The organism is Perlabentimonas gracilis (assembly GCF_011174675.1).
GTDB lineage: Bacteria > Bacteroidota > Bacteroidia > Bacteroidales > Tenuifilaceae > Perlabentimonas > Perlabentimonas gracilis.
The window spans coordinates 1-22,311 of the sequence record NZ_JAANIG010000035.1; the positions used below are offsets into that span (position 1 = coordinate 1).

Consider the following 22,311-nt stretch of genomic DNA (forward strand, 5'->3'; position numbering starts at 1 on the left):
GGGGTGAAGGCGGCGTAGCCGCCTTCACCCCCTCACCCCATACAGCGTAACAGCCTGTCATTTCGAGCGAAGCGAGAAATCTATTACATTATTATCATTGTAAAAAAGACTTAGTCGGACACTAGTGAAAAATTATAATTTAAACTTAAACAGTTTCTTAGATATTTTCTATGTTGGCTTAATGTTTGCTTAAAAAATATATTTTTAAACCCAAACTTTTAAAATAACTTTGCCAACACTGACAAACACTTACACTATATGAAAACTAAAGGTGCAATTCTATCTGCTTTCATCGTAATTTTTACGCTAACCTCATTGGAGCTAAAAGCTCAGTATATCGCCTTTGGCGTGTATGGCGAGCCTCAGCTATCATGGTATAGATCAGACACCAAAGCATTTTCATCCGATGGCGTTGTTGTTGGGTTTAATGCAGGTTTTAGCCTCGAAAGGTATTTTGCCGATAGGTATGCCCTAACCACTGGTGCTTCCATTGCCAATATTGGAGGTAATTTTGTATTTAATAATGCTGGCGACTCAATTGTCACCCTCGATGACGTGTACTATGTAAATCAAGGTGTTAGCGCCAAGGTTAAGGGGCAGTACATCAGCATCCCGCTGGGCCTTAAGTTCAAAACCAATGAGATTGGGTACACCACCTTTTATGCCGATTTGGGTTTAAAAGCAAATGTAAGGCTTAAGGGCTTTGCATGGATAGACGAAATGGATGTTGACCGTGAGGTGCTCGAGAAAACTCATATGCAGTTTGCATACATATCGTACTATTTTGGTGCTGGTGTACAGTATTCATTAGGAGGGCCGTCCGCTATCCTTGTAGGCCTCACTTTTTCCAATGGGCTTACCCATCCTCTTAAAGAGTCGTACAAAGGATTGAATGTGGGTACTTTTGGGCTAAAAGTGGGTTTAGTTTTTTAATGTCAACTTTGTAAACTATCCCGTTTATGGATGAAAAAGAACTGGCTGGTCTGAAGTACGAGCTTTCAGTTAAGGCCAAAAATGGAGTTGATTTTATCATCTCATCAAGCTTTATTTGGATACTAATTGCAATCATCTGGAGTCTTTCACTCGATTCGTATAACAAGAGCGTACTTACCTTTATGGTGGGTGCATTAATGCTTCCAATAGCCTTGCTAATGTCGAAGGTGCTGAAAACCCAATGGAAAATTGCTGGCAATCCATTGCAACCCTTAGGCTTGTGGTTAAATTTTGCCCAGCTATTCTACTTTCCATTTCTGATCTTTATGCTCATTAAAATGCCAAGCCATTTTGTTATGACCTATGCAATTATCACTGGTGCACATCTTTTCCCATACGCTTGGTTTTACAACGAAAAATCATACGCTATTGGGGCAGGAGTTATCTCTGTGGGGTCTTTGATTTTAGGTTTAACCCTAAATTCCTCAAGAGCCTTCATTTTACCCCTAATGGTAGCCATGGCTATGGTCTTCTTGGCTGTGATTTTAGCAAGGTCGTATCGAAATAAAATATCAATGTAAAAGGTTCTATTGCACAATATCTGGTACTATTATGAAAATTGCCCTTGCACAGCTTAACTATACGGTCAATTATTTTGACCTTAATGTTCAAAAAATTATCGACGCTATCGATTCTGCCAAGAATCGCGGTGCCGAACTTGTGATCTTTTCTGAGTTGGCTATATGTGGATACGCCCCACAGGATCTGTTAACTCGCCCCGATTTTATTGAACGTTGTGGAATGGCGATGGATAAGGTTGCCGAGGCGTGTAATGGGGTTGCAGCAATTGTGGGTGGCCCCAGCTACAACAACAACCCGACTGGTAAACCTCTTTTCAACTCTGCATTCTTCTTAAAAGATGGTAAAGTACAAAGCACCCATAACAAGGCACTGCTTCCAACCTACGATATTTTTGATGAGTATAGATATTTTGAGCCCAGTCGTAGTTTTCAGGTAGCCGAGCTAAATGGTAAGCGTTTGGCCATTACGGTATGCGAGGATGTATGGGACGACCAGCCTCCCTCATCGGGAATGGGGCGTGGCAAGCTATACTCAATGTCGCCTATGCAGGAGTTAACCAAACAGCAACCCGACATTATTATCAATGTGGCAGCATCTCCCTTTGCCTGTGGCAATCTTAGCCGGCGGCTATCTGTATTCCAAGGTAATGTGAAACGATATGGAATGCCCCTTATTACCGTAAATCAGGTAGGTGCCAATAACGATTTAGTCTTCGATGGACGATCCCTGGCCATAAACGCCAACGGTTCTGTTGCCCTTAAGATGAAGGATTTTGAGGAGGACATTCAAATTGTTGACACCGATGATTTGGAGGCGAACCAAACCGAGCAGCAGATTGAGGCAGAAGACAGTATTGCCTTAATTCATGATGGACTTGTACTTGGTATTCGTGATTACTTTGCCAAGCTGGGTTTTACAAAGACTACATTAGGATTATCAGGAGGTATCGATTCGGCAGTAACGCTTGTATTGGCTCAAAGAGCATTGGGTAGCGATAATATTAGGGTACTTCTGTTGCCCTCGCAATATTCATCGGATCATTCAATAGATGATGCCAAATCGCTGGCCGAGAACCTAAATGTCCAGTACGACATTGTGAGCATTGCTAATACATTTGATACGCTTCGCGCTGGTATGGCGGATATCTTTAGGGATCAGCCCGAGAACCTGACTGAGGAGAATATTCAGGCACGTATCAGGGGTGTGATGCTGATGGCGCTATCCAATAAGTTTGGCCATTTACTTTTGAATACATCCAATAAAAGCGAATCAGCAGTGGGTTACGGAACTTTGTACGGCGATATGTGTGGAGCCTTATCGGTGCTTGGTGATGTTTACAAAACACAGGTTTTTGAACTTGCCCATTACATCAATAGGGAAGGGGAAATTATCCCTTTAAATACCATAGCCAAACCACCATCAGCTGAACTTAGGCCAAACCAAAAGGATTCCGATTCGCTGCCCGAGTACGATGTGCTTGACCAGATACTTTTCCAATATATTGAGGAGCACAAGTCGCAGGACGAGATAATTGCCATGGGATTTAGTGCCGAGCTGGTTATCAGAACTCTCAGAATGGTTAACATTAGTGAGTATAAGCGATATCAAACGGCACCAATTCTAAGGGTTTCATCTAAGGCCTTTGGTTCAGGCCGCCGAATGCCACTTGTTGCAAAGTACTAGATTGAGCAATTTTTTCCTTTTTCTGCTGTAAAACATTTTTGTTATCTTTGCAGATCTTTTAATCAACCCTTTTAATTGTCTTTTATTGTTCTTTGTTGATTATTAGATTCTTAATTGCAATCGTTTGTTGGATTTAAAAAAATAATATAAGTATGGCCCATCCAACCATTGATATCCAAAGTGCCTTTGAGGGCGTCTGTTCCCTTTTCAATAATCTAAGAGCACGTGAAAAAGAGCAACTATTCAGGGGTTTCTCTTGTTCTTACTACCGCAAGGGCGAAATTATTTATCGCGATGGCGATGTGCCCAAGGGGTTGGTTTGCCTAACAAAAGGAAAAGTTAAGATATTTAAAGAGGGTGTAGGGGGGCGCGATCAAATTGTGCGAATGGCCAAACCCGTAGGTTTTATTGGATATAGAGCTCTTCTTGCCGATGAGAATCATATTGCCTCTGCCGAAGCGCTGGAGGATTGTATAATCGCCACTATCGACAAGAGTGCATTCATAAAAATTCTTCAGTCGAATGCCCCGTTGACTTATCATATACTAAAATCCGTCGCAACGGAGTTGGGGATGTCCAATAGCCGTACCGTTACGCTTACCCAAAAGCACATTCGCGGTCGACTGGCAGAGTCGCTTGTTTTTCTTCGCGACACCTATGGTTTCGAGGAGGATAATCAAACCCTTAGGGTGTATCTATCGAGAGAAGATTTGGCAAACCTTTCGAATATGACCACATCCAATGCTATTAGAACCCTTTCGGCTTTTGCCAACGAGGAGATCCTTGAACTTGATGGTAGACGGGTGAAGATAATTGACCCCTATAAGCTTGAGAGAATAAGCGATTTAGGTTAATTACACTTACAACATACAGAAGAAGGGGCGCAAAATTTTGCGCCCCTTTTCTTTATTTCTATAGCAATGAGCTACTTCTTAAATATAAAGAATACTGCAAGTACTAGGAACACAAATCCGATTAGGTGATTCATCCTAAACGATTCGGTTTTAAAAACCAGTAGGGTAAAAATCATAAAAACTATAAGCGTAATAACCTCCTGAATTACCTTTAACTCCACTAACGAGAAAGGGCCTCCGTTTCCCTTAAAGCCAATTCTATTTGCTGGAACTTGGAATATGTACTCATAAAAAGCGATTCCCCAGCTTATCAGAATAATTGAGAATAGCCCTAGTCCCTGCGACCAGCTCATCTCCTTAAATTTAAGATGGCCATACCATGCAAGGGTCATGAAGGTGTTCGATAGCACCAGCAGAATTATTGTGTATATTGCACTCATATGTTTTTGAGAAAAAGTGAGCAAATATATGCAAAAAGCAATTTGGTTGTCCCTTTGCACATTATCATATGTAAACTTGTGAAATTATTTTCAACCCATACAACTAAATTATGGCATATAAGAACTGGTACGATATTTTAATATCACCCTTGCTTAGCGGACTAACTAAACGGATTGCTTTGCAAATTGAGGAGGGAGCCAATCTTCTTGAGGTTGGATGTGGAACCGGTGAGTTGGCCAGCGCTCTCCACTATAAGGGGGTAAAATCATACCTAGGCGTAGATTTAACTCCAAAGATGATTGAAGCAGCAAGAGGTAAGGTTGCTCATCCAAACTTTACATTTATTGCTGATGATTTTCTCATAATCAATATCAACTCCCAATTCAATTACGCTGTATTTTCAATGATTATTCATTCAGTAGATGAGGAACTTGCCAATAGACTTATTTGTAAAGCAAAGGCTTTGAGTAGTATGATTGTATTTGCAGATTATCTTGTGCCTCAGCCCAAAGGATTTAAGGGGTTTTTGGTTAAATTGATAGAAAGGCTTGCAGGCAAAGAGCATTACACAAATTTTACCTATTTCAAAAGTTTAGGAGGAATCGACCACTTCGTGAGAACCAACAAGCTTACTATTGTTAAACAGCTCGATTATGAGGTATTCAGAATAGTTGTTACAGCAGTAGCCTAGATATTGCAGATTATCATTACGTAAAGGGCTGGAAATTTTCAGCCTTTTTTTTTTGTGAAATAATAGAAGAAAATTTTGCCAAATGAACATATGTTCATTAACTTTGCAGTGAACAAATGTCAATAATGCTGTATGTCGCCACGAATAAAAAAGCCTAGAAAGGTTGTGAATCCGCCGCCCATTAAGGGCTTTAAGCCCTACGGCCCCGATTTGGATAAAGCAGGGAAAGAGCCAGTACTTATGCATTTCGAGGAGTATGAAGCCTTAAGGTTGTGCGATTACGATATGTACAACCACCATCAGGCATCGGCAGCCATGGGTGTTTCGCGGCCAACCTTTACTCGCATTTATGCTTCGGCAAGGCAAAAGGTGGCAAAAGCATTTGCCGAGGGACGACAGATAAGTATCGACGGGGGGAAGGTTTATTTCGATAGCGATTGGTACAGCTGCAAAAGTTGTAAGTGCTATTTCAACAATCCGCAAAAGGATGTTCAGATTACCCAATGCCCTCTGTGCGGAAGTGATAAGGTTTTAAGCTGCGATGTGGAGACCGACTGCCTTGATGCAGAAAATGAGCGTTGCGCCGATTTTTGTGTATGCGTAGGATGTGGATATGAGGTTTTGCACAATCACGGTAAGCCTTGCAATCACTACGTTTGTCCGCAGTGTGGTAAGCGTATGACCAGGAAACAGAAATCTAACTAAAATTATATATCCTATGAAAGTTGCAATTACATCAACTGGTGATTCTTTAGATTCTAAGCTCGATGAACGTTTTGGTCGCTGCTCATTCTTTGTGGTTTACGATACCGAGAGTAAATCAACAGAATTTATTCCCAACCCAAACAAGGAGGCTGAGAATGGTGCAGGACCCGCATCGGTTCAGGTGGTTGCTTCCCGCAACGTGAGCAAAATTGTGTCGGGCGAATTTGGTATGAAGATAAAATCGTTGGTAGATAGCCTGCAAATACAGATGATTGTTGTGAAAGAACCCAAAACCATTAGGGAGATAATACAGATGTTGAATCATTGATGAATAACGAATATCGATTGAAGATTTTTGATTTACGAGTTTAAAAAACATCCAAAATCAAATCTAAGATCTTCAATCTTCAATCGGTATTCTTAAATCAAAGAGGAGGAACTTATGCCAAAAATGGATGGAACAGGCCCCGAGGGGAAAGGTTCTCGCTCAGGCCGAAAATTAGGAGAGTGCGCAGATTTAGCTGAAATCGAAAAACTTGCCAAACTTGGCAAGGGAATGGGCAAAGGCCGTAAATCAGGTTCTGGGCAGGGAAAGGGAAAGAGGCTGAGGAGCGGGGAGAAGGGGTGAATGTTTTAAAATAAAATAATTTCGAATTTCGATTAACGAATTATGATTTAGGAAGTTAACATCTCAAATAAATCATAAATCTAAAATCGTTAATCAGAGTTCTTAAATCAAAAGAGGAGGTCGTTATGCCAGGATTAAACCAAACAGGTCCAGTTGGACAAGGTCCAATGACTGGCCGCAGAATGGGAAAATGCACCAATTTTGGTGCTGGAAAAATTACTCAAACCGATGAGCCTAACCAGGCTCCCGAAAATATGCCTCAAGGCTTTGGCCGAGGAATGGGTTTTGGCCGAGGTGCTCGTGGTCGAGGTTTTCGTGGCCGAGGATTAGGCCAGCAGAATAGGTTTAGAGGAGTTTAAACTTAATTTTTTAGTATTCATAAGGCTCTCTAAAAAGTGAAGAATTAATTAAATTTTCTTTGTGTTCCTTTGAGACTTCTTTGTGTATCCTTTGTGCTATAATTAGTTAGGGGTATCGCAAAAGACACAAAATCCTCACAGACTCCCACAAAGTTACTTTTCAGACAGCCTTATGAGTGAAAACAAAAACCATTAACCAATTAAAATGAACAAAAAAATTGCCTTACCATTAGAGAATGGTATCCTTTGCGCCCACTTTGGGCATTGCCAACAGTTTGCTGTTGTTGAAGTTAAAGATGGAGCTATCGCCGATATTCAATTACACACGCCCCCCGAGCACGTGCCAGGCTTATATCCACGTTGGGTTGCTCAGTTTGGCGTTTCGGATGTTATTGCCGGCGGAATGGGGCAGAAAGCAATCGCCCTATTTCATGAGCAGAATATCAACGTGTTTATTGGTGCGCCTATGATCGAGCCCAAAGAAATCGTTTCACAATTTATCGACAATAAGTTAGAGCTAAGCGCTAACTACTGCAATCACGGAGAAGGCCACGATCACGGTTGTAGCCATTAATTTTTGCATGTATGGTTGATCAAAGGTGCGTTCCCTGTTTTTTGACAACTTATAAGCGCCTATTCCGGAAATTTGATGTAAGCGAAACGCAGCAAAAGGTTTTTCTCGAGTATTTCTATACTACCATTGAAAATGATGGTAGCGGATTTGCACCCATTATTCAAAGGAATCTGAATAAAACATTTTGTCGAATCCTAAATATTGAAGACCCCTTTAAGGAGGAGAAGGACGAAAGTAATAGGGTTGCCCTTGAACTTTACGATAAGTGGAAACCCAAGGTTATCGAATCGGAAAGCCCATTCAATTTGGCTCTAAAGCTAGCCATAGCTGGCAATATTATGGATTACGGCGCCAGCAAAAGTTTCGATATTCATAAAACCATAGATAGGGTTATTGCTTCCGATTTTACAGTTGATAAATCGGAGCTGCTTAAGCAAGGATTAAAGAAAGCCCGCAAGGTGCTTTACCTTGGCGATAATGCTGGCGAAATTGTGTTCGACAGGCTGTTTATAGAAACCATTATGCACGGCAATATCAACTTTGCTGTTAAGGGTGAACACGTGTTGAATGATGTAACAATGGACGATTCGGTTCAGGTGGGAATGCATTACGCTGCCGATGTAATATCCAACGGCTACGATGCTCCCTCAACCATCCTCGAAAGGTGTAGCAGGGAGTTTCAGGAAGATTTCCGTTCGGCTGACCTAATTATATCAAAAGGGCAGGGTAATTTGGAAGGATTACTGAGCGAGAGTGATCCAAGGATATTCTTTTTGCTAATGGTTAAGTGCGATTTAATTGCCGAGACCTTAGGGGTTAAAAAAGGCGATTTTGTTGTCTTTAATCAACTTAAGCAAAGTAACTAAACCAATATAGTGCTATGGAAAAAGTGAAAATTGGTATTATAATTTGCCACAGGTACCATACCTGTGCAGGAGGCAAGTGTTTTCGCTCATTAAAAAGCCGTGAGGGGGCATTTGATCGTTACAAGGATATGGATGTTGAGGTGGTGGGTTACACCACTTGTGGCGGCTGTCCCGGTGGGAATGTGGAGTATGCACCCGAGGAGATGAAGAAAAATGGGGCATCCATTATCCATTTGGCCACTGGTTTGGTTGTTGGCTACCCGCCTTGCCCAAGGTTAAAGCACTTCATGGAGTTTATCCCCGAAAAGTTTGGACTCGAAGTGGTGGTTGGAACTCATCCAATACCTCAAAAATACTATACTACACACTCAAACCTTAAAACTTGGAACTCACCATTGTATCAAAAGGTAATTCAACCAACCCTTACAACTGAGGAAATGAGACTTAAGTATGACTAGTAACACAAACTATAAAATTGCCATTGCCAGTGGCAAGGGAGGTACGGGTAAAACCCTTGTGTCAACCAGCCTTTTTTACAGCTTGCAACAAAACGGAGTACCCGTTACCCTTATCGATTGCGATGCTGAGGAACCAAACGATATGGTTTTTTTCAACGCCGAGGCAACAAGGACGTTGGATGTAACCCAGCTTGTGCCTGTAATCGACGAGAGCAAGTGCACCTATTGTGGCCGATGCCATGACTATTGCGCCTACAACGCAATATTTATTATCCCGCCATCAAAAATAATTAAGGTGATGGAAGACCTGTGTCATGGTTGCGGCGCTTGTTCCGTAGCCTGTAACGATGGTGCCATAACCGAGAAGCTGGTATCGCTTGGCGAGATAAAATACTACCCCATGACCAGCACTTCGCAGGTGGTTGAGGCCAGGGTGTATGTTGGCGTTTACTCGCCAGTATCGGTAATTAAAAAGGCAATAAACTCTGTCGATAGTAATCAGCTTATCCTTATGGATTCGCCTCCAGGTACTTCATGCCCGTTTATTCAAACCGTTTCGCATGCCGATTATATTATCCTTATTACCGAACCTACACCTTTTGGGTTAAGCGATTTAAAACAATCGGTTGATACCTTACGAACCATGGGGAAAGCTTGCGGTGTAATTATAAATCGCGCCGGTTTAGGCGATAAGGCGGTTTACCAATATCTTGAGGACGAGAAAATTCCCTTGCTAATGGAAATCCCTTTTGATAGGGACATAGCATCAATCTACTCAAAAGGGAATATTGTAGCCAAAGAGAAACCCGAGTTGCAGCAAAAGCTAATTGATGTGTTTGAATTGGTGTGTGATAGTATAGCTGGCAGATGAATTTGACCTACTTATATATAGCCCCGACCTTTAGGTTGGGGTGAAATGAGGAAAGTTTTAAGCCTCGCAAATTTTAAGAATGATTGAAAATTGAATTTGCTTGCGACGCAATTAAGTTTTAAACATTGAAACATTGTTATAACATGGAAGTAGCCATTATTAGCGGCAAAGGCGGAACCGGAAAAAGTAGCATCAGCGCAGCGTTTGCAACGCTGTCGGAGCAAGTGCTACTAGCCGATTGCGATGTGGATGCTGCAAATTTATATATCATATTTAATCCAACGCACAGTGAGGAGCAGGTGTACATAGCCGGCCAAACTGCTGTTATCAATTACGATAAGTGTATCCATTGTGGTTTGTGTATGGATTATTGCCGTTTCGATGCCATTAGCAATAACAACGGACGGATTGAGATTTCCGAAACATCATGCGATGGTTGCCAGCTATGCTCGCGTGTATGCCCACAAAACGCCATAATTATGGTCGATAACGATAAGAGTAGGATGTACTCGGGCGATTTTCGAAATGGGAAAATGGTTTACGGGCGACTTGCTCCCGGCGAGGAGAACTCAGGCAAGCTGGTTAATATGGTGCGCGAAAAGGCAAAGCAGGTTGCAACGGAGAATAACCTTAAAAATATTGTTATCGATGGCCCTCCGGGCATTGGCTGCGCTGTAATATCATCAATTACTGGGGTTGATCACGTGCTAATTGTAACCGAACCAACCATATCGGGTTTGCATGATTTGAAGCGTACCCTCGAGATGGTATCGAAATTTAACCTCAAGCCTTGGGTGCTGGTCAATAAGTTCGATTTGAATGCCGATATGGCCCAGGAGATTGAAATGTACTGCACTCAAAACAATGTATCAATAGCCGGGAGGTTGCCCTTCGATAGCGTTGTAGTTGACGCAATGGTGAACTGCAAAAGTATTATTGAGTGGGCACCCGATTCGGAGATTAGCCATTCCATTAAATCAATTTGGAACAAAATAGCTAGCAACTAGCATGATTTGTTTTGGCCCCATACCCTCTCGCCGATTAGGCAAAAGCCTCGGAATAAATAATATTCCCGAGCAAAAAATATGCTCGTATTCTTGCGTTTATTGCCAGGTTGGAGCAAAACAAAAGTATAGCATAAGTAGGGAGTTTTTTTACCAGCCAAAACAAATACTTGAGGGGGTCGAAAATCAATTATCCAAGTTAGCAGCAAACGATAAACCCGATTTTCTCACCTTTGTAGCCAATGGTGAGCCAACGCTTGATGAGAATTTGGGCGAATCCATTGAGCTGCTTAAGCAACTCAAAATCCCCATTGCCGTTATTACAAACGGTTCGCTCATTGCCAACCCTGATGTAAGAGCCGATTTGATGCTTGCCGACTGGGTATCGATAAAGATTGATACCGCCAGCGAAGCTATTTGGAGAAAGTTAAACCGACCACACCCCAATTTGGATTTCGATAAAATTATCGAGGGAATAAGAACCTTTGCTAAACAATTTGAAGGCATGCTGGCCACTGAGACAATGCTTGTTGATGGCATAAATGATATTCCTTATGATCTGGAGCGTACAGCTCATAATGTTTTTATGGCCAATCCGTCCAAAGCATATATTTCCATTCCTACCAGGCCTCCAGCCATTTCAATAGTAAGACCATCATCGGCAGAATCAGCAAATAATGCCTATCAGATATTTACTAGGTTGGGACTAAATACTGAACTTATCCTGGGGTTCGAGGGTACCAACACCGGGTTTACTGGGAATGCAACCGACGATATCCTGAATATTTGTGCAGTTCACCCCTTAAGGGAGGATACAATGCGTGAGCTATTGGCCAACGATAAGGCCGATTACTCAGTTTTGGAGGGATTGCTGAACGAGCAAAAGATTGTGGAGCTAGAGTACGACTCCATGAAGTACTATCTCCGAAAACGTTGAAATACTATGAAGGCAAAAGTGTTAACATACGGTTCGCCAACCCTGCGAAAGCATGCTGAGGATGTAAGTGATTTTTCTTCCGAGCTGGTTAAAAATCTATTCGATACCCTTGCTGTGGAAGGTGGAATAGGGTTGGCCGCTCCCCAAATAGGCGTACTGCAGAGAGTATTCATAATCAGCACGGAACCCTTAGCCGACGATGATTCATCGGTTGAGAGTTTTAAGCGGGTTGTAATCAATCCAGAAATAACAGAGGTTAGCAAGGAAATATCGATGTACAATGAGGGATGCCTTAGTATTCCTGAACTTTTCGAGATGGTTGAACGCCCAAAATCCATCCGGGTAAGATATTTCGACGAGAATATGAACGAAATATGTAGACAAATAGATGGGATAGAAGCCAGGATATTTCAGCATGAGTACGATCATCTGGAGGGAATCCTGTTTGTCGATCGAATTAGTCCCATTCGTAAAGCAATTATTGCTAATAAGCTAAAACGCCTACATCGGATATCAAAAAACGCTAAAAGAGGATAGGCTATGAACAGTTTTATAAAATTTTGTAGAGATAGAGCGAAGCTAAACCTTACCATTGATATTATCCTATTCCTGCTACTTATGGCAATGGCCGGGATGGGGTTTCTTATTAAGTACACCTTGCTCTCGGGCGAAAAGCGTAATGCGTTGTATGGCGAGAACATTAACCTGGAGTTTTTGGGTATGGATAGGCATGAGTGGGGTACAATCCATCTTATTATTAGCTTAGCTTTCGTGGTTTTCATGGTGCTCCACATCATCTTCCATTGGAAAATGGTTGTTTGCTTTTTCAAAAGGCTGTTCCCAAAGCGAACCCCACGCATTCTATTCAGTATTTTAATATCAGTTGTTGGTGTGCTTCTTTTTGTGTTTGCATTCATCATTAATCCAACACAGGTGCATTACGGTAATTTATATCGTCATAGAACCATTGAAACAGTTGGAGTTGTATATAATATAATTCCTGATGAGTTGGTAAAGGAGGCAGGAGTAGATGCTGAAATAGAAGTGTTTGACCAACCAACTGAATCAGCAAAAGGCAAGGGACAGAATAGTAATGAGCAAAAGCTGAAGAAGAACCGTAATAGTATTGAGGAGTACGAGGTGCTCGGCACTCAAACTATTGGTGATGTTGCAACTAAGTACAATGTTCCAAGCCAGTACATCTGCCGGGAGCTGGGAGTGCCATCCCATTCCGATAGCCAAAGGCTGGGACGCCTACGTAAACGCTACAACTTCTCCATGTCGGATGTAAGTAGAGCGATTGTTAAGTATAAAAGTGAGGAAGAGTAATGATTTCTGATCTGAAAAAACTATATGGGCCAAAATGTTTAGGCCTAAAGGTAAATTATACCGAGAGTAATTTCTACTCTCCATCGAAACCCATTAGGTTTTGTGAGGCTGTAAACGATGCCTTTAAAACACCCCTGTTGTTCGATCCCAAGAACCTTATTTGCCATGGGGCTAAGCGTAGTATGGGTTTACTTATGGACGACAAGGATTTGATTAAGCACATTTCAGCCGAAAGCGATATTGCAATGCAAACGGTTAAAAAAGCGCTTGTTGATATACCCCGAATGAATACTCCAATTCACAATATCCTAATGGGAATTGATGAGAAGATGGAGAGGACCATTCGCCCCGATTTGTACATAATGTATTTAAGCCCTAGGCAAGTGATGAATCTTATGAGGAGCAATACTCTTAAAACTAATGAGTTCCCTGTTGTTAAGCCATTCACCTTCCTATCAATTTGCGGCAATGTTTTTATCAGCACTTTCAAATCGGCCAATATGAGCATCTCGTTTGGCTGTCCCGAGTCGCGAAAGTACGCAGGCTTAAAAGATAATCAGCTGGTTGTGGGGCTTCCCTATAGTCAGGCAATTCAAATGTTTAGCTAGGTACTTATGGACGAAAAAGGCTACATACATCTATACACCGGCAATGGTAAGGGTAAAACCACTGCTGCCATTGGTTTGGCCATTAGGGCTGTTGGTGCTGGTAAGCGTGTTTATATTGGCCAGTTTGTAAAGGGAATGCACTACGCCGAGCTCGGTGCGCTCAAGCGTTTCCCCGAGATTGAGGTTAGGCAATTTGGGCTCGACTGTTTCATTAAGAATAAGCCAACCCAAAAGGATATTGATGCAGCCCGAAAAGGGCTCGATGCAGTGAAGCTAATTATTGACGAGAACATATTTGATGTGGTAATTCTCGACGAAATTTGCATCGCCTTGTACTACAAACTATTTGAGGTTAGTGAGGTGCTTGAATTGGTAAAATCAAAACCTAGCGCAATGGAAATTGTGCTTACTGGTCGTTACGCCCCGCAGGAGCTAATTGATATTGCCCACTTGGTTACCGAGATGAAGGAGATAAAGCATTACTATAAAATTGGAGTTGAAGCCCGTAAGGGTGTTGAGTATTGAATATTAACACTAAATAATAACAATTAATGAAGAGCACAGATGTTTTAATTATTGGTGGAAGCGCAGCTGGAATGGTTGCAGCAGTTACCGGGAGGGCTCATTGGCCTGAGAAGAGTTTTATTCTTGTAAAGAAGCAGAAGGACGTGATGGTGCCTTGTGGTATCCCTTACATCTTTGGTACGCTGGGTAGCAGTGAGAAAAACCTAATGCCTGTGGATACTATGATGGAGAAAAATGGGGTTGAGTCAATAGTTGACGAGGCAACTGCAATTGACACCCAGAAGAAGATCGTGACCTTTGCCAGTGGCGAGCAGATAGCCTATCAAAAGCTTTTGGTTGCAACTGGTTCAACACCTATTAAACCTAAGTGGTTAGGGGGAGCCGATTTAGAGAATGTATTTGTTGTCCCCAAGGATAGGCAATACCTCGATGGCATAAAGGATAAACTTGGGTCGGTAAAAAATATTGCAGTAATAGGTGCTGGCTTTATTGGTGTTGAGCTATCCGATGAGTTAAAAAAACACGGTTACAATGTAACGCTCATCGAAAAATTACCTCATATCCTAAACCTTGCGTTCGATGCCGAATTTGCAGAAAAAATTCATGCAATGCTTACCGAGCGGGGAGTAAATGTAATTGCCGGAACTGGCATTAAGCGTGTGTTGGGAAATGGTAAGGTTGAGGAGATAGAGCTGGAGAACGGACAGATTCTATCAATGGATGCTGTTGTTCTATCGATGGGGTACAAGCCCAATAGCGAGTTAGCAAAAAGCTCAGGTATCCAAGTAGATGAGGATAACTTTATTGCTGTTGATGAGTACATGCGCTCGCATACCCCCGATGTGTTTGCCATTGGCGACTGCGCTCAGAAGCGCGATTTTGTTACCCGTCGTCGTGTGCCAACGATGCTAGCATCAACGGCTTGTGCCGAGGCTCGTATTGCTGGAATGAACCTATTCAATCTGCACGTGGTGAAAACCTTTAGCGGAACCATTGCTATATACTCAACGGCGTTAAATAGCACAGGTTTTGGAACTGCCGGTCTAACCGAACAGAGAGCCAGCGAGGAGGGTATCGACACGTTAGTAGGTGTTTTTGAAGGCGTAAACCGTCACCCCGGCAATTTACCCGGTGCACATAAGCAAATTGTGAAGCTAATTGCAGCCAAGAATTCTGGAGTTATCATTGGTGGTGAGGTTATTGGTGGAACCGAGGCCGGTGAACTTACCAACGTTATTGGTTTGGCAATTCAGAATCGTATGTCGGTTAACTCCCTGCTCACTATGCAAATAGGAACACATCCATGCTTAACCGCTTCGCCTGCTGCATATCCGCTAATTAAAGCAGCCGAGCAAATCTCAAATAAGATGCTAAAACTAATGAAATCGTAGTAAATATTATGAATGCCTTTGAAAAAATTAGCTTACCCACTGTGAAAAATGTTATTGCCGTTGCCTCTGGTAAAGGTGGAGTTGGTAAATCAACCGTTTCGGCCAATTTGGCCATTGCCCTTGTTAGGCAGGGGTATAATGTTGCGCTGGTAGATGCCGATATCTTTGGCCCATCAATCCCTCGTATGTTCGGTGTTGAGAGTGCCCAGCCTGAGGTATTAAATGATGGCGAAATGGATATGATGTTTCCAATCGAAAAGTTTGGGGTAAAAATTATGTCCATTGGTTTTTTTGTGAAAACCAATCAGGGCCTAATTTGGCGTGGGCCAATGGCTGCCAACGCCATGACCCAGCTGCTGGAGAATACTCACTGGGGCGATACGGATTACATGATTATCGATTTCCCTCCGGGAACAAGTGATATTCAGCTAACCACGGTACAAAAGCTCCATATTAGCGGATCGATAATTGTAACCACACCGCAGGAAATTGCGCTAAACGATGCCCGCAAGGCAGCTTCGCTATTCAATAATAAGGATTTGAAGGTGCCAATTCTGGGAGTTGTGGAGAATATGTCATGGTTCACACCAAAACCTCACCCCGAGGAGAAGTACTTTATATTTGGTGAGGGTGGTGGGCAACGTCTAGCCAATGAGCTGGGTGTGCCTGTGCTTGGCCAAATTCCCCTTATTGCCGAGGTTGGTGAAGCAGCCGACAAGGGCCTAAGCGTTTATAGCCAAAGCGACAAGGTGGCTGTTGAGGCTTTTGATGGAATAGTGGAGGCAATAATTGAAAAATCGAAAGTCTAATCTAAATTATCTATCTGCATGACCATATCAATACTTATTGATAACGCTCCCGGCGTGAGTACCAAGGCCGAGTTTGGCCTCTCTTACTTCATTGAGCATAATGGAAGACATATACTTTTTGACACAGCCCAAACCGATCTTTTTGTAGCAAACGCTACGGCAATGGGTATTGATGTTCAGAAAGCAGATTTCATAGTCCTTAGCCATGGTCATTACGACCATGGCGATGGGCTGAAAAACCTACAGGGAGGCAACTTGATTTGCCACCCCGGTTGCTTTGTGAAGCGTTTTGGCAAAAATAGCCGGAACTATATTGGCCTAAACCAGAGTAGGGCGGAGGTTGCTATTCGGTTTAATCTTGTAACATCGGCCAAACCATACGAGTTGTTCGATGGTGCATACTTTCTGGGCGAAATTCCTCGCCTAGCAAGCTTCGAGTCGCAAACCACATCCTTTTCGTTTGAGGATGGTAGCCCCGATTTTGTGATGGACGATAGCGCCCTGGCGCTAAAAACCGATAATGGCATTTTTGTGGTAACGGGTTGCGGGCATTCGGGCATTGTTAATACCCTTGAGTATGCCAAAAAGGTAACGGGTGACAATCGTATCCTTGGCATCATGGGCGGATTCCATCTTAAGCATAACAACTTGCAAACGCAAGAAACCATTGCTTATCTAAAAAAGAACAACGTGAAGCACGTTATGCCATCGCACTGTACCGCTTTGCCAGCATTGGCAGAGTTTCACAGGGTATTTGCTGTAAAAGAGATTAGAACGGGTGATGTATTCTCGTTCTAAGCTTACTCAATATCCTTCTCGATAGCCATTACAAAGCCGCCAAGTGCGGGTATGGTATGCTCAAAATTCTGGTTGCTGTCCAATTCAAGTGTTTCGGTTTTCAAATCCGAAGCATTATCGCCATTAGTAATTAAAGATGCTTTGTACTTCTGATTTTTTAGGAAGGAGAGGGGAAACTTTACCGTTTGCTCTTTTGTTCCGGCCATTCCGCCAATGTACCATTTTTCGCCGTATCGGCGGGCAATAACTATAACCTCTCCAATTTTCCCCACAAGTGGAATCGACTCATCCCAAGTAACCGGCACTTTCGATAGGAAGTTCAATGCAATCTCGTCTTGTTCGTATAAGGTAGGCGAGTCGGCCAGCATTTGAACTCCACCATGGTAAACAATGTACATTGCCAATTGCTGAGCACGGGTGCTCATGGAGTGGGGATTATCCCAAGATTTCTTAAAGGTTTCAGGGGGCATGTATCGCATCGATCCCGGTGTGTAGTCCATTGACCCCACTATGTTTCGTACAAACGGAATGGTAAGGTTGTGCTCGGGTGTACACTTATCGGAGAACTTGTTGTACTCAAGCCCCAACACAGCCTCAATATTTACCACATTTGGAAATGTTCTGTCTATTCCTGTGGGCTTGTACATACCGTGTAGGTTAAGCAGTAGGTTCCGCTTGGCACACTCCTCGGCAAGCCGATTGATAAAGTCGACCATCCGCTGATCGGTACGATCAAAAAAATCGACCTTCAAACCTGCAATCCCCAGTTGTTGAAACATATCGAGATGGGCTGTAAAGTCTTTGTCGATAGTATTCCACATGGCCCATAGGAATATACCAACCCCTTTTTCGTTAGCATATTGAATTACTTTCTCAACATCCAAATCTTTATTGATTCTGTTGAAGTCCCAAAGCTTCGACCAGCCATCATCGATATTAACATATTCAATACCATGCTTTGCCGCAAAATCAATTTTGTACTTGTAGGTTTGGGTGTTAATTCCAGGCTTGAAACTTACTCCCTGAAGATTCCAGTTATGATACCAATCCCAAACCACCTTTCCAGGTTTAACCCAGCTAAAATCCATTGTTGGCTCGTTGGCTAATTGATATACTAGGGTGTTGTTAAGAATATCAACATCTGAGTCAGCTATCATTATAACCCGCCAGGGAAAATCCCTTTTACCCTCCGATTTTGCAATGAAATCCTCAGTGCTTTTCACAACCATTCTGGAGAGTTGAGGCCATTTTACCAAACGCCATCTACCCAGTATTTCCTGCTTTTCCTTTTTAGGATACTTTGGGAAAACTCCTGAAAACACCTGTTTGCCTGTTTTCTTTAAGAACATTCCTGGGTATTCAAACAGGTTCGATTCGGAAATTACCACCACATGCTGTTGAGGGGTGGTGTACATTATTGGCGTGTGCGCCAATTTGTCATTGTCAATCTTACTCACATCATTGGGTAAGTAGTTTGGCTCAAATGGGGTTAGAAAACTTTTGGTTTCGGGGTAATAGACAGTTGATTCCAAGGGCATGTTGAATTCGGCTGTTTCGTCGAAAACCATAAGTTCACCATCAATTTCGGTAGTAAATCGCCATGCAGCACCACTATTGTAGGCGCGGAACTGAACCGATACATTCTCTGGATACGATAGGGTAATCTGAGAATATTCATCGGTAATACCTGAGGTTATACCCCACAAAGGTTTAATCTCACCCTTACTATTTGTTTGGGTAACTGTAGGCTTTTCATTGAAAGTTGCCTCCGTAAACTTATTGGTTTTTAGTGCAATTCTCGAATTCTGGATTATTGTAATATCACTCTTCTGCACGGAGTAAACCAGTCCATTGTCAATGTTTATTGTAACCACTAGCCTCTCGTTTGGCGAGATAAGTTGATGGCTTTGGGCTGATATTGTTTTTGCAATTAGCAAAATTGCAATTATTACAAATGTGTGCTTCATATTATTCTATTTTTTTGAACACTGATAACACCGATTCAAATGATTGACAGTAATTATCATTTTATTTAAATCTAATATCTGCGCGAATCTGTTATATCAGTGTTATCAGCGTTCAATAGGGTTTACTTACTTTCAATAAAAGGCGATATTGTAAAGCTAAGCTCAAACTTCCTCCCTTTTACTATATAATCTTTATGATAGTTGTAGAAAAAGTTTTCGCTACCCAAGGCATTTTGAAACAGGTCGATATATAAATAATTTTTTGGTGATTCCTTTAATTGGTATGTATGGGTTGCATTGGTTAGGGTCTGCAATGAGTATGGATGAATGCTAAAGTTGAACCCATTACCATTTACCTCAATGCCCATAGTATCATTTGATACTATCACCCGGTCAACATCGTATCGATTACCATTCTCCTGAGGCTTGATGTATGGCGTAACCATTTCGCTTATGGTGCTATTGTAAAGCCCCCAATGTGCAGCATAGCTGCGGTCGCGGTAATTCTCGTGTGGGCCACGTCCTAACCATTGAACTTGCTCAAACTCCTTTGGTAGGGTTATCATCATTCCTACCTTTGGAATGTTGAGTTTGCGCCAAGGACGTTTCACCTTAACTTTTAAATCGATATCAATTTCTCCATTTGGCTTTATTGAGTGGGTAATTGTATTTACAAATTTCGATTTTGTACCCTGTAGCACCTGTCTTGTTGTAATAGTAATTCTATTGTTATTGCTATTAATCTTCAAATTCGATTGGGTAACTTCAAGATTATTCAGCCCATACTTTTCCCATATTTTTGCATGGAAAGTAAAGCGAGGATCGGGGTTGAACTCAGTGCCCAAATCGTTGCTGGTAGGTGCACGCCATAGGTTTACCTCTGGCCCTTTTTCAGTAACTAGTTTTCCATCAACAATCCATTTGCCTATGGTTCCTGTTTTTTTGTCGAACTCAATGCTAAATCCATCGCCAGCAACAAGCCAGTTTTCGCCATTTTCCGAAAGTTGTAATTCTTTAGCAGTGTTTGCCGCTTTTTCCAATTCATCAGTTCTCCATGGTAACTCAAACTGTTCCTTTGCCACCTCGTGACCTTTGCTAGCCCAAGGGGCATCATCTTTTAGCTTAAGGCTAAGGTTGATAAAGTAGCGTGCTCCGTTTTTTACTTCTGGTTTTGTATAGGGAATTGTGATGGTTTTACTATTGCCTGCCACATTACTAGGCATTTCAAATGTACCTTGCCTAATGGCAATTCCGTTTTCAGTAATTTCCCACTCTAAGTAAAATTTGTTTAGGTTGATAAATGAGTAGGTGTTTGCAATAGCTATAGTGCCGTTGGCGGGGTTAAAATTGTTGAATTTTACATATTGCTGAACCTTTTTCACTTCGGCTAATGCTGGCTTTGGATTTCGGTCGGGGAACACTAACCCGTTTAGGCAAAAATCTTTATCGTTTGGCGTATCACCAAAATCACCTCCATAGGCAAAGTATGGCTGTCCCTCAGGTGTATGTTTAACGAGCCCCTGATCTACCCAGTCCCAAATGTAGCCACCAATCATCCGTGGATGGCTTTCGAACAAGTCCCAGTACTCCTTAAAATGACCGTTGCTATTGCCCATTGCGTGTGAGTACTCGCAGATAAGGATTGGCCTTTCGGCCTTGTCGAGTTTGGCCATCTGCTTTAACCTGTCGAGGCTGGGGTACATGGTTGCATTAAAATCGTAGTCGGTAAGGGCTTTACCCCATTGTAGGGCAGAGATCATTCGCCTGATCTTTTCGAAAAATCCAACACCATCAAAACTTAACGGGCGCTTTAGCGCTTTGCTTTCGTAGTGAATGGGGCGATTTTGTGAATCGAGTGTACGAATTGTGTCAGCCATGGCGCGCATATTGGGTCCATCGCCCGACTCGTTTCCCAACGACCAGATGATTACCGATGGATGGTTCCGATCGCGCATTACCATCGATACTCCCCGGTCCACAATGGCCTTGCGCCACTCGGGGTAAAGCACTGGCGATTGGTTTAGGTTTTGCCACAGGTAGTGCGACTCCACGTTGGCCTCGTCCATAACGTAAAGCCCGTACTTGTCGCACATCTCCAGAAAGTAGGGGTGACTTGGGTAGTGAGCCATTCTAACGGCGTTGAAGTTATTTTGCTTCATCAGCTTAACATCAAGTTCCATCGATTCTTTGGTTACCGTGCGCCCGTTGTATGGGTCAACCTCATGGCGGTTCACACCCTTAATGGTTATCGATTGTCCGTTTACCCAGAGCTGCCCATCGGCAATTTTAACATCCCTAAAGCCAATGGTTTGATGGTAGTACTCATTATTTACTCTTAGTACTAGCTGATAAAGGTTTGGCTCCTCGGCGCTCCAAAGCTTTGGGTTGTCAATTTCTTTTGATATTTCGAAGGATAGCTCCCCATTTGTATTGGATATATTGGTTGCACCTTCAAAAACTATGTTCCCTTGGGTATCAATAAGTTTTGAGGTGATTTGTTGGGTTGGACTCTCGCTTGTATTTGTAACTAATCCTTTAATTATCAGATTCGATTTTGCGTAATTATCGCTAAAGGTTGTATTTACCGACAAATCCCATAAAGCTTGCTTGGGCAACGAGTATAGGAAAACATCCCGGAAAATTCCGCTCATTCGCCAAAAATCTTGGTTCTCGATGTAGCTCCCATCGGACCAGCGAATTACCTTGGCGGCAAGCAAATTATCACCTTTTTTTAGGGCTGATGTTATGTCGAACTCGGCTGGGGTCATACTCCCTTGGCTGTAGCCAATATACTGTCCGTTGAGGTATAGCTCCATGGCAGACTGCACGCCAGCAAAATGGATAATTACCTGTCGCCCGTCCCAACCACTGGGAACACTAAACAATTGTCTATACAATCCGGTTTCGTTGCCTTCAACAGGTACAATGGGCGGGTTTATTGGAAAAGGATGCACTTGGTTTGTATAGATAGGTGTTCCAAAACCCTTGGTTTGCCAGTTTGAGGGAACAATGATTTTGTCCCAGTCACTATCATCAAAATCGGGTTGGGTGAAACTTGCGGGTGAATTGTTGGGGTTTGTTAAAAACTTGAATTTCCAAAGTCCATTGAGCATCTTGAAATAGTCGGATTGCTCATTGTTGACTCCAAATGCGGGCTGCTCTGCAAACGGGATTAATAGCGTGTTAGCAGGAAGCTTGTTTTCGCCAATAAATTCTGGGTTTTGCCACTTTTGGGCTATTACACCTGAGACCAGCAGTGCAAGTAACGAAATGAGAATCGATTTCTTCATAACTCAAT

Annotated in this window: 25 protein-coding genes; 22 read left to right on the forward strand and 3 right to left on the reverse strand. The window is 42.5% G+C overall.

All coding sequences use genetic code 11. From position 1 onward, the window contains the following. Nucleotides 1-258 precede the first annotated feature (258 nt). The 4 genes from G8O23_RS13560 (at nucleotide 259) to G8O23_RS13575 (ending at nucleotide 4,052) form a co-directional block, all read left to right on the forward strand. Nucleotides 259-933, forward strand: coding sequence for a porin family protein (locus G8O23_RS13560; RefSeq protein WP_166365734.1), 675 nt, complete (start codon nucleotides 259-261; stop codon nucleotides 931-933). Between the two features lie 26 nt (nucleotides 934-959). Next, nucleotides 960-1,514 carry a DUF7010 family protein gene (locus G8O23_RS13565; protein ID WP_166365736.1) on the forward strand — a complete coding sequence of 185 codons (555 nt, stop codon included), beginning with the start codon at nucleotides 960-962 and terminating at the stop codon, nucleotides 1,512-1,514. Between the two features lie 31 nt (nucleotides 1,515-1,545). After that, the gene (locus tag G8O23_RS13570; protein ID WP_166365738.1) at nucleotides 1,546-3,198 is read left to right on the forward strand and encodes an NAD+ synthase; all 1,653 of its coding nucleotides are present in this window, start codon (nucleotides 1,546-1,548) and stop codon (nucleotides 3,196-3,198) included. 152 nt (nucleotides 3,199-3,350) lie between these two features. Then, on the forward strand, nucleotides 3,351-4,052 hold the full coding sequence (locus G8O23_RS13575; RefSeq protein WP_166365740.1) for a Crp/Fnr family transcriptional regulator: 702 nt from the start codon (nucleotides 3,351-3,353) through the stop codon (nucleotides 4,050-4,052). 71 nt (nucleotides 4,053-4,123) lie between these two features. On the opposite strand, the gene G8O23_RS13580 is transcribed toward G8O23_RS13575, so the two are convergent. After that, nucleotides 4,124-4,492, reverse strand: a complete 369-nt coding sequence (locus G8O23_RS13580) for a DMT family protein (RefSeq protein WP_166365742.1) — start codon at nucleotides 4,490-4,492, stop codon at nucleotides 4,124-4,126. 110 nt (nucleotides 4,493-4,602) lie between these two features. On the opposite strand from G8O23_RS13580, the gene G8O23_RS13585 reads away from it, so the two are divergent. From G8O23_RS13585 to G8O23_RS13670, 18 genes are all read left to right on the forward strand, one after another. Beyond that, nucleotides 4,603-5,184, forward strand: a complete 582-nt coding sequence (locus tag G8O23_RS13585; RefSeq protein ID WP_166365744.1) for a class I SAM-dependent methyltransferase — start codon at nucleotides 4,603-4,605, stop codon at nucleotides 5,182-5,184. 132 nt (nucleotides 5,185-5,316) lie between these two features. Beyond that, nucleotides 5,317-5,889 (forward strand): DUF134 domain-containing protein, encoded by a 573-nt coding sequence (locus tag G8O23_RS13590; RefSeq protein WP_166365746.1) that lies wholly within the window; start codon nucleotides 5,317-5,319, stop codon nucleotides 5,887-5,889. Nucleotides 5,890-5,902: 13 nt separating this feature from the next. Next, entirely contained in the window at nucleotides 5,903-6,217 is a 315-nt protein-coding gene (locus G8O23_RS13595) for a NifB/NifX family molybdenum-iron cluster-binding protein (RefSeq protein ID WP_166365748.1), read from the forward strand. A gap of 114 nt (nucleotides 6,218-6,331) precedes the next feature. Next, nucleotides 6,332-6,517 (forward strand): DUF5320 domain-containing protein, encoded by a 186-nt coding sequence (locus tag G8O23_RS13600; RefSeq protein WP_166365750.1) that lies wholly within the window; start codon nucleotides 6,332-6,334, stop codon nucleotides 6,515-6,517. Between the two features lie 125 nt (nucleotides 6,518-6,642). Beyond that, nucleotides 6,643-6,876, forward strand: a complete 234-nt coding sequence (locus G8O23_RS13605) for a DUF5320 domain-containing protein (protein WP_166365752.1) — start codon at nucleotides 6,643-6,645, stop codon at nucleotides 6,874-6,876. Nucleotides 6,877-7,081: 205 nt separating this feature from the next. Next, entirely contained in the window at nucleotides 7,082-7,450 is a 369-nt protein-coding gene (locus G8O23_RS13610; protein WP_166365754.1) for a NifB/NifX family molybdenum-iron cluster-binding protein, read from the forward strand. An 11-nt stretch (nucleotides 7,451-7,461) separates the two neighbouring features. Continuing rightward, the gene (locus tag G8O23_RS13615; RefSeq protein ID WP_262888071.1) at nucleotides 7,462-8,316 is read left to right on the forward strand and encodes a damage-control phosphatase ARMT1 family protein; all 855 of its coding nucleotides are present in this window, start codon (nucleotides 7,462-7,464) and stop codon (nucleotides 8,314-8,316) included. A 14-nt stretch (nucleotides 8,317-8,330) separates the two neighbouring features. Beyond that, nucleotides 8,331-8,774, forward strand: coding sequence for a CGGC domain-containing protein (locus G8O23_RS13620; RefSeq protein ID WP_166365758.1), 444 nt, complete (start codon nucleotides 8,331-8,333; stop codon nucleotides 8,772-8,774). After that, nucleotides 8,767-9,645: a nucleotide-binding protein gene (locus G8O23_RS13625; protein WP_166365760.1), complete on the forward strand. Its 879-nt coding sequence runs from the start codon at nucleotides 8,767-8,769 to the stop codon at nucleotides 9,643-9,645. Before G8O23_RS13620 ends, G8O23_RS13625 begins: the two co-directional genes overlap by 8 nt. Before the next feature lie 143 nt (nucleotides 9,646-9,788). Continuing rightward, nucleotides 9,789-10,652: a 4Fe-4S binding protein gene (locus G8O23_RS13630; protein WP_166365762.1), complete on the forward strand. Its 864-nt coding sequence runs from the start codon at nucleotides 9,789-9,791 to the stop codon at nucleotides 10,650-10,652. A 1-nt stretch (nucleotide 10,653) separates the two neighbouring features. After that, nucleotides 10,654-11,586: a radical SAM protein gene (locus G8O23_RS13635; protein ID WP_166365764.1), complete on the forward strand. Its 933-nt coding sequence runs from the start codon at nucleotides 10,654-10,656 to the stop codon at nucleotides 11,584-11,586. Nucleotides 11,587-11,592: 6 nt separating this feature from the next. Then, on the forward strand, nucleotides 11,593-12,123 hold the full coding sequence (def, locus tag G8O23_RS13640) for a peptide deformylase (protein WP_166365766.1): 531 nt from the start codon (nucleotides 11,593-11,595) through the stop codon (nucleotides 12,121-12,123). Between the two features lie 3 nt (nucleotides 12,124-12,126). Further along, nucleotides 12,127-12,915, forward strand: a complete 789-nt coding sequence (locus G8O23_RS13645; RefSeq protein ID WP_166365768.1) for a DUF4405 domain-containing protein — start codon at nucleotides 12,127-12,129, stop codon at nucleotides 12,913-12,915. Beyond that, a complete protein-coding gene (locus G8O23_RS13650; RefSeq protein ID WP_166365770.1) occupies nucleotides 12,915-13,523 on the forward strand; it encodes a DUF169 domain-containing protein in 609 nt (202 codons plus the stop codon). The genes G8O23_RS13645 and G8O23_RS13650 overlap by 1 nt, the downstream gene beginning before the upstream one ends. A 6-nt stretch (nucleotides 13,524-13,529) precedes the next feature. Continuing rightward, nucleotides 13,530-14,048 carry a cob(I)yrinic acid a,c-diamide adenosyltransferase gene (gene cobO / locus G8O23_RS13655; RefSeq protein WP_166365772.1) on the forward strand — a complete coding sequence of 173 codons (519 nt, stop codon included), beginning with the start codon at nucleotides 13,530-13,532 and terminating at the stop codon, nucleotides 14,046-14,048. A gap of 26 nt (nucleotides 14,049-14,074) precedes the next feature. Then, a complete protein-coding gene (locus G8O23_RS13660) occupies nucleotides 14,075-15,439 on the forward strand; it encodes an FAD-dependent oxidoreductase (protein ID WP_166365774.1) in 1,365 nt (454 codons plus the stop codon). A gap of 8 nt (nucleotides 15,440-15,447) precedes the next feature. Next, nucleotides 15,448-16,248, forward strand: coding sequence for an Mrp/NBP35 family ATP-binding protein (locus G8O23_RS13665; protein WP_166365776.1), 801 nt, complete (start codon nucleotides 15,448-15,450; stop codon nucleotides 16,246-16,248). 18 nt (nucleotides 16,249-16,266) lie between these two features. Beyond that, nucleotides 16,267-17,046: an MBL fold metallo-hydrolase gene (locus tag G8O23_RS13670; protein WP_166365778.1), complete on the forward strand. Its 780-nt coding sequence runs from the start codon at nucleotides 16,267-16,269 to the stop codon at nucleotides 17,044-17,046. A gap of 2 nt (nucleotides 17,047-17,048) precedes the next feature. Here G8O23_RS13670 and G8O23_RS13675 read toward each other — a convergent pair whose 3' ends face one another. Next, nucleotides 17,049-19,013 (reverse strand): glycoside hydrolase family 97 protein, encoded by a 1,965-nt coding sequence (locus G8O23_RS13675; protein WP_166365780.1) that lies wholly within the window; start codon nucleotides 19,011-19,013, stop codon nucleotides 17,049-17,051. A 122-nt stretch (nucleotides 19,014-19,135) separates the two neighbouring features. Beyond that, complete coding sequence (locus tag G8O23_RS13680; protein ID WP_166365783.1) at nucleotides 19,136-22,303, reverse strand: glycoside hydrolase family 2 TIM barrel-domain containing protein; 3,168 nt, start codon at nucleotides 22,301-22,303, stop codon at nucleotides 19,136-19,138. Between the last annotated feature and the right edge of the window lie 8 nt (nucleotides 22,304-22,311).

What these genes read in the sequence shown, in the direction of transcription:
- G8O23_RS13615 (WP_262888071.1), top strand. Translation starts at nt 7,462, where the DNA reads ATGGTTGATCAAAGGTGCGTTCCCTGTTTTTTGACAACTTATAAGCGC.
- G8O23_RS13560 (WP_166365734.1), top strand. Translation starts at nt 259, where the DNA reads ATGAAAACTAAAGGTGCAATTCTATCTGCTTTCATCGTAATTTTTACG.
- G8O23_RS13565 (WP_166365736.1), top strand. Translation starts at nt 960, where the DNA reads ATGGATGAAAAAGAACTGGCTGGTCTGAAGTACGAGCTTTCAGTTAAG.
- G8O23_RS13635 (WP_166365764.1), top strand. Translation starts at nt 10,654, where the DNA reads ATGATTTGTTTTGGCCCCATACCCTCTCGCCGATTAGGCAAAAGCCTC.
- G8O23_RS13610 (WP_166365754.1), top strand. Translation starts at nt 7,082, where the DNA reads ATGAACAAAAAAATTGCCTTACCATTAGAGAATGGTATCCTTTGCGCC.
- G8O23_RS13625 (WP_166365760.1), top strand. Translation starts at nt 8,767, where the DNA reads ATGACTAGTAACACAAACTATAAAATTGCCATTGCCAGTGGCAAGGGA.
- G8O23_RS13570 (WP_166365738.1), top strand. Translation starts at nt 1,546, where the DNA reads ATGAAAATTGCCCTTGCACAGCTTAACTATACGGTCAATTATTTTGAC.
- G8O23_RS13680 (WP_166365783.1), bottom strand. Translation starts at nt 22,303, where the DNA reads ATGAAGAAATCGATTCTCATTTCGTTACTTGCACTGCTGGTCTCAGGT.
- G8O23_RS13670 (WP_166365778.1), top strand. Translation starts at nt 16,267, where the DNA reads ATGACCATATCAATACTTATTGATAACGCTCCCGGCGTGAGTACCAAG.
- G8O23_RS13665 (WP_166365776.1), top strand. Translation starts at nt 15,448, where the DNA reads ATGAATGCCTTTGAAAAAATTAGCTTACCCACTGTGAAAAATGTTATT.
- G8O23_RS13675 (WP_166365780.1), bottom strand. Translation starts at nt 19,013, where the DNA reads ATGAAGCACACATTTGTAATAATTGCAATTTTGCTAATTGCAAAAACA.
- G8O23_RS13595 (WP_166365748.1), top strand. Translation starts at nt 5,903, where the DNA reads ATGAAAGTTGCAATTACATCAACTGGTGATTCTTTAGATTCTAAGCTC.
- G8O23_RS13630 (WP_166365762.1), top strand. Translation starts at nt 9,789, where the DNA reads ATGGAAGTAGCCATTATTAGCGGCAAAGGCGGAACCGGAAAAAGTAGC.
- G8O23_RS13605 (WP_166365752.1), top strand. Translation starts at nt 6,643, where the DNA reads ATGCCAGGATTAAACCAAACAGGTCCAGTTGGACAAGGTCCAATGACT.
- G8O23_RS13575 (WP_166365740.1), top strand. Translation starts at nt 3,351, where the DNA reads ATGGCCCATCCAACCATTGATATCCAAAGTGCCTTTGAGGGCGTCTGT.
- G8O23_RS13660 (WP_166365774.1), top strand. Translation starts at nt 14,075, where the DNA reads ATGAAGAGCACAGATGTTTTAATTATTGGTGGAAGCGCAGCTGGAATG.
- def (WP_166365766.1), top strand. Translation starts at nt 11,593, where the DNA reads ATGAAGGCAAAAGTGTTAACATACGGTTCGCCAACCCTGCGAAAGCAT.
- G8O23_RS13580 (WP_166365742.1), bottom strand. Translation starts at nt 4,492, where the DNA reads ATGAGTGCAATATACACAATAATTCTGCTGGTGCTATCGAACACCTTC.
- G8O23_RS13650 (WP_166365770.1), top strand. Translation starts at nt 12,915, where the DNA reads ATGATTTCTGATCTGAAAAAACTATATGGGCCAAAATGTTTAGGCCTA.
- G8O23_RS13585 (WP_166365744.1), top strand. Translation starts at nt 4,603, where the DNA reads ATGGCATATAAGAACTGGTACGATATTTTAATATCACCCTTGCTTAGC.
- cobO (WP_166365772.1), top strand. Translation starts at nt 13,530, where the DNA reads ATGGACGAAAAAGGCTACATACATCTATACACCGGCAATGGTAAGGGT.
- G8O23_RS13620 (WP_166365758.1), top strand. Translation starts at nt 8,331, where the DNA reads ATGGAAAAAGTGAAAATTGGTATTATAATTTGCCACAGGTACCATACC.
- G8O23_RS13645 (WP_166365768.1), top strand. Translation starts at nt 12,127, where the DNA reads ATGAACAGTTTTATAAAATTTTGTAGAGATAGAGCGAAGCTAAACCTT.
- G8O23_RS13600 (WP_166365750.1), top strand. Translation starts at nt 6,332, where the DNA reads ATGCCAAAAATGGATGGAACAGGCCCCGAGGGGAAAGGTTCTCGCTCA.
- G8O23_RS13590 (WP_166365746.1), top strand. Translation starts at nt 5,317, where the DNA reads ATGTCGCCACGAATAAAAAAGCCTAGAAAGGTTGTGAATCCGCCGCCC.